Below are 12990 nucleotides of genomic sequence, written 5' to 3'. Positions count from 1 at the left end.
GTGCTTATGCAAAATAAATATGCTGTTTATGAGGAGGCGTTGGCGGAGGAGCTTATTCCCGCCATGGGCTGTACCGAGCCTATCGCCATTGCTTACTGTGCTGCTGTATGCCGCGAGCAATTAGGAGCTTTCCCGGAGCAAATTGAAATCTGGGTTAGCCGTAATATTATCAAAAACGTTAAAAGCGTTGTTGTACCGAACACCAACAAGATGAAGGGCATCGAGGTTGCCTGCGCTGCCGGTGTTGTTGCCGCTCATTCCGAGCGTCAGCTGGAGGTTCTGGCTTATATTAACCAAGAGGAAAAGGCTGAAATTAAGGCTTTGGCTGAATCCGGCAAGATTAATATTCACGTTTCCGAGGAACCGGATATTTTCTATATCCGCATTTTCCTGGCAGCAGGCGGCAATAATGCCGAGGTAACTATCCGCACAGACCACACTAATGTTACTTGCATCAAGAAAAACGGCGTTACTATTTTGGAAAAACCGATTGTGCCTGCCGAAGAAGAGGCAAAGAGCCTGTGGAGAATCGAAGACGTTCTGGATGCGGCCCGCAATATGCCGTTAGATAATGTTAAGCATCTGCTGCAACGCCAGATTGATTTCAATATGGCCATTTCCAAAGAAGGCCTGACTAATGATTACGGTGCCAGCATCGGCAAGATTTTGCTGCGCCGTGATCCCGACAGCCTGCGTATCCGCGCACGTGCCAGCGCTGCTGCAGGCAGTGACGCGCGTATGAACGGCTGCGAGCTTCCGGTAGTAATTACTTCCGGCAGTGGCAACCAGGGTATTACTGCTTCCGTTCCTGTTGTTGTTTATGCTCATGCATTGGCTGCAGGCGAAGAAAAAATGCTGCGTGCAGTACTGCTGAGTGACCTGGTTACCATCTACCTGAAACAGGGCATCGGCAAGCTGTCTGCTTACTGCGGTGCTATCAGCGCAGGCTGCGGTGCCGGTGCGGCAATCGCTTTCCTGTATGATTGCACTGATGACCAGATTGAGCATGCTGTAGAAAATGCTTTGGCTATCAACAGCGGTATTATCTGTGACGGTGCTAAATCCTCCTGCGCAGCTAAAATTGCTATGGCTGTTGAAGGCGGTCTGATGGGCGTTGATATGTCCGTGGCAGAGCGAAACTTTGCCGGCGGTGACGGTATTGTCCAAAATACTGCCGATGAAACCATTGCTGCAGTTGGCAAAATTGCCAGCCAGGGCATGGTAGAAACCGATAAAGAAATTATTGATGTAATGCTTGGCCTGTAATAAGCCAAAAAATAAGAGAGTCTGCGCTGAGCGCAGGCTCTCTGTTTTTATGTACAGTATATAATTATTCTTCTACCATTTTCGTCAGCTCTTCTACATGCTCTGTAGCTGTGAGAACATAAATGAAATCGCCGCTGAGCAGGCGTGTATCACCTGCCGGGATGAGCTGAGATTCACCGCGCTTGACATCTACTAATAGGGTATTGGGAGGCCAGGGAATATCCTTGATAAGCTTGCCGCTGACACTGCTGCTGCTGCAAACTGCCAGCTCGATAACATTGCGCTGCTCCAGTACAGCCGGTTCTGGCGCTTTTTTGTGCAGCATGCGCTGCATCAGCTCCTCGTAGATGGGCTTGCTGTGGCACAGCTCCGCAATGACGAAGGCTACCATGGCAGCAATTGCCAGCGAAAGCAGCTGCTGGTAACTGGCGGTCATTTCCATTATCAGCACGGTGCCTGTGATAGGCGCGCGGACGGAGGAAGCAAAAAGCGCCGCCATAGCAACAACCATTATGTTGGTGGCGTAAGCAGGCTCAATCCAGCCAAGCATAATCAGAATCTGAGCACAAATGCTGCCGCAGAGAGCGCCGATAACGAGCATCGGCAGAAAGAAACCGCCGGGAACGCCGCAACCGTAGCTGATGAGCGTAAAAATCAGCTTGCCTGCAAGAAAAAGCAGCAAAAGCTGCAAGGATACAGGTGCTTTGGCCAGATGGTTGATAAGATCGTTGCCGCCGCCCAAAACCTCGGGCAGAAAGTAGCCTAAAATGCCGGCGCAGATAAGGGCAAAGGCAATTTTCTCTACCGGACGCTTGAAGCAGGGCAGGCTGTAAAAGCGGCCGATGTTCAGCAGTCCCCAGTTAAAAATGACACCTGCCAGACCGCTGGCAAGAGCAACCAGAATGACGATGCCGTAATAGCTTATAGGAAGCAGTTGTAAGTCGGGGATATCAAAAATTGTCGCTCGACCGAAAATAGCGCGGGAAATAATCGTCGCAGTGAAGGCTGCTGCCATGGAGGGCAGCAGAACCATGATGGAAAAGTTGCGGTGCAGCTCTTCCAAAGCAAAGATTACACCGGCGAGCGGAGCGTTGAAGGCTGCTGCCAAACCGGCACTGGCACCGCTGGTCAGCAGATAGCGTTCTTCCATGCGGGTGCGTCCCATGAGGCGGCTGACGCCCTGTGCAGTTACTGCGCCTAGCTGGATGGAGGGGCCTTCGCGTCCCAGGGAAAGACCGGCGCCGATGCCTATAATGCCGGCGGTGAGCTTAACCCAGAGAATGTGCAGCCAACGCATTTTCATTAGGCCTAAAATTGCTCCCTTAACCTGCGGAATGCCGCTGCCTGCTGCCATAGGCTCGATGCAGTTGAGCTTGTGCAGGATAAAGGCGATGGCGATGAGCACGGCGAACCAGCAGGCGTTGATGCTCCAGTCGCTCACCCATAGGCGGTTGTAGAGCGCTCCGCGCAGGTATTCCATCTCCGAAAGGGCGAAGCGGAAGAAGCTGATGACTATACCGGCGAAGATACCGGTGAGGATACCCTCCGCAAACAGGCGCAGACGGAAGCGGTGCATGTCGCTGAGCGAACGGTAGGTTTTGAATTTTTGTTCTTTATCGTCCATAAATATAACTCTTTTCTTCGAATTTTTGTAACTAATATTATAGCACAAAAATAACCTTACAGATGTATATACTTCGCAGAAGAAAAAGAAGCCGGCGCAAATGCGTCAGCTTCTAGTTGTTACAAGCTTCTTTTCAGTGTTTTAGGTTAGGAAACAAGGTGTATAATAGTTGTACACCTTAATCAGTATATTCTACTCTTAAGCAGAGCTTAACAAGTTCTTCCTCAGGCTTAGAAGTAGACCAGAAGTTGCGCAGCGGGAAAAGATATATGCCTCCATGCATATGCAAATTATTTTGTTCGACAAATTTTAATATGCGTTCTTTTATTTTTGAATCAATTACTCCATAATGAGCATTGCAGTAAACGCACAGATATAAGCCTTTTTCTTTCGTTTTCTTTATTGGATTATTATAATGTAATTTGCTATTTGCGCTAATAAATACGTTGTATTGCGTTATAAGATCTTCGTAGAAGAATTCATTGCTGTCATAATGAAAGCCCATCAGATATTCCTGAAAGGACGGATGAGAAAATACTGGCAGCATATGCTTAGCCAAAATATTCATTCGATGTTTAATAGGTGTTTGGAAACTTATATCCTCACTAAAATAAAGATGTTCTTCCTCTTGAAGTTCCAGCAGAATCTGGTTAAGAGGCAGATTCTGAATATCGTTTAAAAAGGCGATTTTCTGCTGCATAGTTTTTTCTAAATACAGCAATTCCTCAATCTGCTTTTTATATTCCTGTTGCTTGTTGCGATATATATTTTTTAGCAGGTTTATGTCTTTGCTCTTTAAGTAAGCTTTAATTTCTTTTAAGGAAACATCAAGTTTCCTGAGAGAAATGATAATCTGCAGAGTGAAATACTGCGACAGAACGTAAAATCTATAGCCGTTTTCATCGACGAATTCCGGTGAAAAAATATCGTTTTTATCATAATATAACAGAAGCTGCTTGGATATGCCTAGCAGCTTCGCCAGTTCACCTGGAGTGAAATAACGTGAATCCTTCATAAAAAACCTCTTGACTGTATAAGCGTTGTATATTGTAAGATAATATTGATAACGTGGTATAAGTTATCAAAAGCCAATATTATTATTTTACGCCATATTATTAAAATTTTCAAGGAGTGTATGACTGATGAGTTTGATGAGTAAGAAAATGGTAAACGGCGCTGTAGCTTTGGGCTGCATGCTGTTTGCTGCGCCGGTAATGGCACATGAAGCATTAAATGAGTATGTACTGGATCCCATGATGGTTACTGCCGCCCGTTATGAGAAAAGAGATGTAGATATTCCTGCTGCAACAGAAATTTATGATCAGCAGAAAATCGAAAAGCTGGGTGCCAATAACGTTATGGAGGTAGTAAAAAATATTCCAGGCTTTACCTTAACCGCTTCTCCGACCGGTAATACTTACATCGGCTTCAGAGGCATTGCTAAGGATAATGTTGCTATCTTAGTAAACGGAATTCCCTTGAACCAAGACGGAAACTATGACTTGGAATCCATTTCTGCCGATATTATCGACCGCATTGAAGTTGTTAAGGGCGGCGCTACTGTTCTTTACGGTTCTAATGCAAGTGCCGGTGTTATCAATATTATTACTAATAAAAAGGCAGCCAAGAATAAAGTATTGATTGGCTTTGGCGATAAAAACAAATTTAAAGGTGCTGTTAATGTAGCTACCGATAAGCTGCAATTAAGCTATTCCAGACAGCAGTCTAAGGACAGAGGCTTTGTCTATAAAAACTCCGGTGCAAGCAACTATTATACCGGCGACAAGCTGGAAAAGGACAGCCTGAATCTGCAATATGCTATCAGCGATAACCTGTCTTTACAATATATGTACAGCAAAAAGGTTTCCGATTGTTCCCGATTAGTCGATGGCGCCTATAAGCCCGGCTTCCACAGTGATATTAAATACAACTTCGGTCAGCTCAGATATGTTAATGATGATTTACAGGCTACTGTATTCTTCAGAAACAGAGATTGGAAATTCAATACATCTACACATCAAAAAGGTCATAACTATGGTGCCGATTTGCAGGATAAATTCAAATTAGGCAATACGATGCTGACTGTTGGTGCCAACTATGAAAATGAAAATACCAAAAACAGTAACAATATAGAGGCTGCAAAACGCGACAGTGCCGCAGTATTCTTTATGACGGAAACCGAGGTATCCGATAAAACCAAAATTTTCCTTGGTGCTCGTGAAGCCTATGTTGAGAAATCCGGTAGCAAGTTCTGCCCGCAATTTCAGGTAATGCATTCCTTAGGTACCGATGATAATATTTACCTGAATGTGAACCGCTCTATGCGCGCACCGCATGTCAACGAGCAATGGGGTACTTCTACTCAGCTGATGAACCCTGATTTGAAGGCAGAAAATGGCTGGAACTATGAATTCGGCTGGAAAAAGAAACTGGCTGCCGATGAACTCTTCAAGGTAAACCTGTACCATATGGATATTAATGACCGTATCTACAGCCAACGCAATTATAACGGCAGCGGCAAGAGCATGTTCCTGAATGCCAACAAGTACAGAAATACCGGCGTTGAGGTAAGCTACGAAAAAGCTGCTTCGGAAAAGTTCAGCTACAATGTAGGCGTTTCCTATGGTAATCCCGAGCAAAAGCTTGCTAAGGGAGATTGGCAGAGAGTTGACTTTAAATTAGGTCTGCATGCAGGAGTAGGTTATAACTTAGGCAAGACCAATGCCAACATTTATGCTAACTATATGGCAGAAAGAATTAACGGCGTTAAACCGATGTTAGACCTTACTTTGAATGTAAAACAGCAGATTACCAAAAATGATGCTTTAAGATTTGCTGTGTATAATCTGCTGGACCGTGATGATATCAGAACCGGTTCTTCCAGCGGCACCGGTGCTATGCTGGAGGAACGCAACTGGATGCTGTCTTATGAGCACAGCTTCTGATGAAAGGCTTGGCTGATTATGCGTAGATTATTTTTCCTTGTTCTTACCGTGCTGGCTGTTGTCTATTGCTCCGGCTGTGCCGGTACTGTTGACAAGCAGAATGATGCTGCTAAAAAGCAAAGCTATGTTGTGCAGGATGTACGCGGCAAGAAGCTGTCCTTTGAGTCTAAGCCTCAAAAAATAATCAGCCTGTATGTTTATGGTGATGAGGTGCTTTTAGGCCTTGTTGACCATAAGCGTATAGCAGGCCTGTCCAAATGGGTGCATGATGAGGATTTGGCCATGGGTGCAAAGGAAGCTAAGGATGTTCCGCAAATTGCGGAAAGCAATCCGGAGGCGATTCTAGCCTTGAAGCCTGATCTGGTGCTGCTGCCGGACAGCAGTAAGCCGGAGCAGATTTCCAGCTTGGAGAATGTGGGAATTAAGGTTTTTGTTTATCCCGCCGCATCCAGACTGAGCAATATTCCCAAGACGATTAAGGCTATCGGCGGTGCTGTAGGCGAGCCGGAGCAGGCTGAAAAGCTGATTACCGAGATGCAGAAAAAAATCAGTGCGGTTGAAGCTAAGGTTAAGAAAATGCAACCTGAGGACAGGAAAAAAGGATTGCTCTTTCTGCGCTTTGGTGCTATCGGCGGCAAGGGAATTATTTTTAATGATATTATGACCGCTGCCGGTGTAGAGGATTGCTATGAAGCAGCACGTCATACAATTGCGGATAAGCCGGGAACGAGCCGTATTTTGAGTAAAGAAGAAGTAGTACAGGCAAATCCCGACTACATAATTATCGGCACCTGGTCTCAGGGCGGTGCTTATAAATCGGGTAATGCACAGCTAGAAGAATTGTATTCCGATCCTGCTCTGGCTACAGTAACTGCTGTAAAGAAAAAGCAGGCGATTGTAATTCCGCAAGGCTATGTAAACTGCCTGTCGCAGCATGCTGCTGATAGTGTCGAGCTGCTGCATGAGGCTGTTTACGACAAATAGACACAAAGGTCTTTGTGTGATATTAAATAACATTTTATGGGGGTGGCGGTTTTATCTGCTGCCCCTTGGTTTTTGAGGAGAAGAAATATGCTGCAAACGAAAAACTATGGCGCCGATATTTTACATAATATCAGACGCTTGAGCGAAGTAAATGAGCAAAGGGATATTAAACCGCTGATGGCAACCTCCTTCCCGGGAACTCATTGCCCGCTGATGGGTGTTCTGATGACCGTAAGACAGATGCCGGAGGTTGTTACGGTTATCATCGGTACAGATGAATGCACCTATTATTCCAAGCTGTTGGCGAATATGAAAATATTCGGCAGTCTTAAGGAAAGCTGTGTTTCCGTAGTAATAGATGATTATGATGTGACCTTCGGTACGATTAAGAAAACGAAAAAGGCTGTTGCCGAAATTTTTGAGGCAGAAGCGCCTAAATGCATAGTATTGGTAACAACCTGCGTTCTGGAAATCATCGGTGATGATTATGATGCACTCGTTGATGAGCTGGAGGAAAAGTACCATGTGCCGATTCTGCTTGTGCGTACGGAGCATTTTCAGTGTCGGGATCATCTACCCGGTATTGAAAGAACATTGACTGCTACTGTAAAGCTGATGCGGAAAATGCCGACGGAAAATGTTGTCAATATTCTTGGCAATGGCGCTCCGCTACCGCAAAACTCAGCTTTGCAGCAGCTGCTGGAACAGGCCGGCGTACAGGTGGGGCTGCAGCTTCCCGGCAAATGCAGTCTGCAGGATTTGGCACTTGCCGGCAGAGCTAAGCTGAATATCGTTGTTGATGAGCTGGGATTGGAGCTGGCAAAGCAGATGCAAGCAAGGCTGGCTGTGCCTTATGTTTACTTTCCGCCGATGTGTAATCCGCAAAATATATTGCAGGCCTATAAGGAGCTTGCTGCGGCCTTGGCTGTGGAATTGCCTCCTGCTGTTACGGAGGCTTGGGAGAAATGCCTTGCTTTACAGCAGCAGGTGCGAGAGAAGCTGCAGGGTGCAGGTTATATCTACGGCAACAGTCCGTTTAATTGCTGGGAGCTGAACACTTATCTGGCAGCTTTGGGATTGAAGCCGCTGATGATACAGATGAGCACTCTGAAAAACAAGGAAGCAAAAAAAGAGCTGCTGCAATATGCGGACCCTTATATCTGCAAGAGTGCCAATCTGGCAGCGATGGAATTTGTCTATGATAAATTAAAGCCTCAGCTGTATATAGGCAGAAGCTTTACCGACAGCCTGGAAAGAAAAGGGATTTTCGGTATAGACAGTATGCCCGGTCAGGATGTACTGGGCTTTGCCGGCTGCCGTAGCTTGCTGAAGCGCCTGCTGGATTTCGCACAGACTCAGATGGAGGAGAAGTGATCATGGCTTTGATAAGAAATTTTCCGGTGCCGTCTGACAGGATGGCAATAATCAGCACGCTGCTGAATATTGAGGATGCTGTTGTGTTGGAGTACGGACCGGAAGGAACTACGCATTTCAGCATGAATTTTTTCAATAAGCTGGGGCAGGAATATCCTGACAGACTTTTTACTACCGGTGTAGATGACAGTGATATTATTATGGGCAGCACCGAACATCTGGAAAGAGGCATTTTGGAGCTGGATGCTTTATATTCGCCTAAGGCGATTTTTGTGCTGACTTCTTCGGTAACCTCTATCATCGGTACGGATATTGCGGGAATCTGCGACAGTCTGCAGAGCAAGGTTCAGAGCAGGCTGATTCCTGTAAATACCTCCGGTTTGGGCGCAGATTATAGCGCCGGGTTGCGAAAAATCTACCTGCAGTTGGCAGAGCTGTTTGTGCAGCCTGACGCAGCCAAGCAAAGCAAGCGCTATAATATTTTAGGTGCCTCACCGCTGCATTACAGAGCAGAATCCGATATCTGTGAAATAGCAAGGCTGCTGCGCGAGGGCTTTGACTACGAGTTACTGCATTGTTTTGCCATGAATACGACTACGGAGGCACTTGCCGAGCTTGGCAGTGCCGAGCTGAATATTGTTCTGACGAACGAAGCTGTTCCCTGTGCCGAATATCTTCAAAGCGTTACCGGCACTCCTTTTGTTTACCTGCCTCCCTATGGCTACAGTCAGACAACGGAATTTTTAAAGAGCGTTGCCGCAGTTATCAATAAGCCTGTTAAGGAAGCTGTGCTGCAGCGTTTAGAGGAAAAGAACCGCAGACTGAAAATGCTTTTAAATTCTCCGCTGATGAGCAGAACTCCCGGTACTGTATTTTTAAAGGGAGATTATGATACAGTTAAAGGCCTGGGTGCATTCTTCAAGGAGCTGAGATTTAATGTAGCTCACAGCGTATGCGCACATAAAATAAGCGGTACTGCTGCGGAAGACATAGAGTACTTCAAGGAAGAGAAGGAATATCTGCAGTTGCTGAAGGATATTCATCATTGCCTTGTTTTGGCTGATGAGGATACTATCGCAAAAGCTGATGCGACAAACTTTAAAATCTGTGTCAGCCATCCCTGCTTCAGTCATAGGACGATTGCTAACCATTTGCCATTTATGGGCGAATGGGGCGCAGACATGCTTTTTGAATATATTCAGCAGTATGTGAATATGTAAGTTTTTGGCATACAAAAATCCCCTTGAGTTTCAATCTCAAGGGGATTAGTATTTTCAACCAAATTTAATTTTTAAGCTTTTGCAGCCTCTGCTTCAACAGCTTCTTCCTTAGCGTAATCCGGGTCAAATTTCGGATTCAGGTAGTTTTGGTAAGCCCATGCCAGCAGAGCACCGGAAATATTGTGCCATGCGGAGAAGACTGCGCCGGGAACGGTTGCGGCAGGCAGAGCAGCGAAATGTGCTTTTGCCAGGCCGGTTGCCAGACCGGAGTTCTGCATACCAACCTCGATGGACAGAGCAACAGCCTTTTTCCAGCTGAGGCCGGTGAAGCGGGCGATGGCGAAGCCAAGAGCGTAACCGCAGCAGTTATGCAGAATAACTACCAGCAGAATCAGGCCGGGAGCCTTCAGAATCAGGTCGCGGCTGGCGCCGATAACACCTGCGATAATCAGAGAAATTGCAATGGAGGATACAGCCGGCAGATAGTCGGTTGCTGCTTCAGCAAGCTTGGGCAGGAAGGATTTAACAGCCAGACCTAAGCAGATAGGCAGAATAACGATTTGAACGATGCTCCAGAACATACCGACCGGATCGAAGTTAATCTTTTCACCGATAATCATGTAGGTGATGAACGGAGTCAGAATCGGAGAAAGTACAGTGGAAACACTGGTCATGGTTACGGAAAGTGCAACGTCGCCCTTGGACATAAAGGTGATTACGTTGGAGGAGGTACCGCCGGGGCAGGTGCCTACCAGTACAACGCCGGTGGTCAGTGCCGGGTCCAGATTAAAGGCAACGGACAGCAGGTATGCCAGAAAAGGCATTACGAAATACTGAGCGCAGCAGCCGATGAGAATATCAAGCGGGCGTTTCAGAACCAACGCGAAGTCCTTCAGGTTTAGCGTGGTGCCCATACCGAACATTACGATACCGAGCATGCAGCTCAGGACGCTGATGCCGTGCACCTTGCCTAATACCCACAAAAAGTTCTGCGGCATTGTGAGGCCGAGAACCAGAAAAACGATGGCGATGATGCCAAAGAATTTGCCGATTAAAGCACAAAATTGTTTCATTATGAAATTACCTCTTTCCCTTAATAAAAAAATAATAATTTTAGAGAGTAGCATCAATGCTCTCTCCTTTGTCTGTAATGTCCATTATTATAACAAAGACAGAAGAGGAAATAAAGAGTTCGCTGTAAAAAACTGTAAAAAATTTTAAAAATGGTGGAATTGTGTTATAATGTTAATATAAATTGCGAAAAATACGGACGGAGGTACGCTACTTGTATACTATAAGCAGAGATTACCGCAAAGAAATTGTGATTGAAAAATCACGTTTTATCTGCTCGCTGAAAAAGGTGCACAGCGAAGCAGAGGCCCAGGAGTTCATTAAGGCCGTGAAAAAAGAGTTCTGGGATGCAACGCATAACTGCTCCGCCTATATCGTGGATGACCTGGCACAGCGCTCCAGTGACGATGGCGAGCCGAGCGGTACTGCCGGCATTCCGATGCTGGAGGTGCTGCGTAAGAACGGACTGACGGAAACAGCAGCCGTGGTGACACGTTACTTCGGAGGCATTAAGCTAGGCGCAGGCGGACTTGTGCGCGCTTACAGCGGCAGCGTGGCAGGCGCAGTGAAGGAAGCTGGCCTGGCGCAGAAAATTTTGCTGGGCTATTACAGCTTTTTATATGATGTGAACAGTGTCGGACGCATTCTGAACGTGCTTTATCAGCAGCAGCTGTTTGAGATTGCCGATGTGCAGTATGACCTGCGCGCCAAGGTTATCCTTAAAATGCGCACTGAACAAAAGGCGGAAGCCGAGGCCTGGCTGACGGAAAACCTGAATCAGCAGATAGAGCTGGAGCAGGAGGGCACAGAGTTCGCTGAGGTGGCGCTGTAGCTTTTAATAGGAAAAACTATACGAACAATCTCCCTTAGGCTATTGCTTGCGGGAGGTTGTTTTTGTTTTAGCATTGATACTGTTCAAATAAAAAGCTTTCAGCTTTGTAGCAAATAATGTATAATAATATGAATGAAAAGATTACTGACAGGAGGTAGAAGCGAGTGATTGAAGAAAGAGTGCCACCGCAAAATATAGAAGCGGAGCAGGCTGTGCTTGGCGCGATGCTGATTGATAAAGAAGCTATTGCCAAGGCGACCGAAGTGCTGTCGGCGGATGATTTTTACCGCGAAGCGCATCGCGTTATCTTTAGTGCGATGTTGGAGCTTTATAATAAAAATGAAGCAGTAGATATGGTTACTGTTACGGAAATCCTCAAGCGTGACAATAAGCTGGAGGACATCGGCGGCATTGCCTACATCACCAGTTTGGCGAATGTGGTGCTGACGGCGGCCAACGTTAAATATCATGCGGATATTGTTGCCGAAAAATCGGTTCTGCGTCAGCTTGTGCGCGTTTCTACCGAAATTGCGGCCATGGGCTATGAGGCCAACGATGATGTCGGTACGCTGCTGGATACAGCGGAAAGCCGCATTCTGGAAATTTCCAACCGCAAGAAAAAGACGGATTTTACAGCGATTAACGATGTATTGATGGACAGCGTGCAGAGCATCGAAAGTCTGCTGCAGAACAAGGGCGGTCTTACAGGTCTGCCGGCAGGCTTTGCGGATTTGGATAAGCTGACAAGCGGTCTGCATCCTTCCGATTTTATTATTCTGGCAGCGCGTCCTTCTATGGGTAAAACTGCGCTGGCGCTGAACATTGTGCAGAACGTAGCGCTGCGTGCGCATAAAGTCATCGGCGGTGAACCGCGCAGTGTAGCCTTCTTCAGCCTGGAAATGAGCAAGGAGCAGCTGGTTAACCGTATGCTGTGCGCCGAAGCAGGCATCGACAGCCAGCGCTTGCGCGTAGGCGAGATGCATGACGAGGACTGGACGCATCTGTGGGACGCCTGCGATACGATGAGCCGTGCGAAAATCTATATTGATGATACGGCGGGCATTACGGCAATGGATATGCGCAGCCGTGCGCGCCGCCTGAAGGCAGAGCATGGGCTGGATTTGATTGTAGTCGATTACCTGCAGCTGATGCAGGGCAGCGGCAAGCGCAATTATTCTGGCGACCGTCAGCAGGAGGTTTCGGAAATCTCCCGCTCGCTGAAGGCTTTGGCGCGTGAGCTGGATGTGCCGGTGCTGGCGCTGTCACAGCTGAGCCGTAGCGTTGAATCGCGTCAGGTTAAGCGCCCCATGCTCAGTGACCTGCGTGAATCCGGTTCTCTGGAGCAGGATGCGGATATCGTAGCATTCCTGTACCGCGAGGATTACTACAATCCGGAAACGGAAAACAAGCATACCGAGCTGATTATTGCTAAGCATCGTAACGGTCCGGTAGATACCGTTAATCTGTTCTTCCAGAAGCAGTTCACCAAGTTTGTCGGCTTTACGAAGCGCGAAAGCTGAGCATAGAATACAGCGACATAATAAAAGTCCCGGGATTTTAACATCTCGGGACTTTTTGCGGTGCGCCCAGCATGGGCGATAACTAGGTGGTGAAAGTCAACTACGCGCTCGGTAGCAGGAAGCGTTAGCCGAAGGCAAGGGTGTCCATCGTGAG

General features: G+C 46.9%; 10 protein-coding genes. 7 read left to right on the top strand and 3 right to left on the bottom strand.

Annotation, left to right across the window (positions count from 1 at the left end; translation table 11 throughout):
• Positions 1–6 precede the first annotated feature (6 nt).
• Complete coding sequence (locus RDW05_RS08940) at positions 7–1266, top strand: L-serine ammonia-lyase, iron-sulfur-dependent, subunit alpha (protein WP_307978734.1); 1260 nt, start codon at positions 7–9, stop codon at positions 1264–1266.
• A 64-nt stretch (positions 1267–1330) separates the two neighbouring features.
• On the opposite strand, the gene RDW05_RS08935 is transcribed toward RDW05_RS08940, so the two are convergent.
• Together RDW05_RS08935 and RDW05_RS08930 are read right to left on the bottom strand one after the other, a co-directional pair.
• The gene (locus RDW05_RS08935; protein ID WP_307978733.1) at positions 1331–2890 is read right to left on the bottom strand and encodes a ClC family H(+)/Cl(-) exchange transporter; all 1560 of its coding nucleotides are present in this window, start codon (positions 2888–2890) and stop codon (positions 1331–1333) included.
• Positions 2891–3068: 178 nt separating this feature from the next.
• Positions 3069–3905 carry a MerR family transcriptional regulator gene (locus RDW05_RS08930; RefSeq protein WP_307978732.1) on the bottom strand — a complete coding sequence of 279 codons (837 nt, stop codon included), beginning with the start codon at positions 3903–3905 and terminating at the stop codon, positions 3069–3071.
• A 127-nt stretch (positions 3906–4032) separates the two neighbouring features.
• On the opposite strand from RDW05_RS08930, the gene RDW05_RS08925 reads away from it, so the two are divergent.
• The 4 genes from RDW05_RS08925 (at position 4033) to RDW05_RS08910 (ending at position 9413) form a co-directional block, all read left to right on the top strand.
• A complete protein-coding gene (locus RDW05_RS08925) occupies positions 4033–5835 on the top strand; it encodes a TonB-dependent receptor (RefSeq protein WP_307978731.1) in 1803 nt (600 codons plus the stop codon).
• Positions 5836–5853: 18 nt separating this feature from the next.
• Positions 5854–6819: an ABC transporter substrate-binding protein gene (locus RDW05_RS08920; protein ID WP_307978730.1), complete on the top strand. Its 966-nt coding sequence runs from the start codon at positions 5854–5856 to the stop codon at positions 6817–6819.
• Positions 6820–6906: 87 nt separating this feature from the next.
• The gene (locus RDW05_RS08915) at positions 6907–8193 is read left to right on the top strand and encodes a nitrogenase component 1 (RefSeq protein ID WP_307978728.1); all 1287 of its coding nucleotides are present in this window, start codon (positions 6907–6909) and stop codon (positions 8191–8193) included.
• A 2-nt stretch (positions 8194–8195) separates the two neighbouring features.
• Entirely contained in the window at positions 8196–9413 is a 1218-nt protein-coding gene (locus RDW05_RS08910; protein WP_307978726.1) for a nitrogenase component 1, read from the top strand.
• 71 nt (positions 9414–9484) lie between these two features.
• Here RDW05_RS08910 and RDW05_RS08905 read toward each other — a convergent pair whose 3' ends face one another.
• Positions 9485–10486: a bile acid:sodium symporter family protein gene (locus tag RDW05_RS08905; RefSeq protein ID WP_021719761.1), complete on the bottom strand. Its 1002-nt coding sequence runs from the start codon at positions 10484–10486 to the stop codon at positions 9485–9487.
• Between the two features lie 212 nt (positions 10487–10698).
• On the opposite strand from RDW05_RS08905, the gene RDW05_RS08900 reads away from it, so the two are divergent.
• Both RDW05_RS08900 and dnaB read left to right on the top strand, forming a co-directional pair.
• The gene (locus tag RDW05_RS08900; protein ID WP_303712544.1) at positions 10699–11316 is read left to right on the top strand and encodes a YigZ family protein; all 618 of its coding nucleotides are present in this window, start codon (positions 10699–10701) and stop codon (positions 11314–11316) included.
• 167 nt (positions 11317–11483) lie between these two features.
• A complete protein-coding gene (dnaB, locus tag RDW05_RS08895) occupies positions 11484–12836 on the top strand; it encodes a replicative DNA helicase (protein ID WP_307978756.1) in 1353 nt (450 codons plus the stop codon).
• Positions 12837–12990: the final 154 nt, after the last annotated feature.

It is taken from the genome of uncultured Phascolarctobacterium sp., assembly GCF_902463975.1.
In the GTDB taxonomy this organism is placed as follows: Bacteria; Bacillota; Negativicutes; order Acidaminococcales; family Acidaminococcaceae; genus Phascolarctobacterium_A.
Note: the sequence above shows the minus strand (reverse complement) of the source record. Positions and strands in the feature narration are given on the sequence as shown.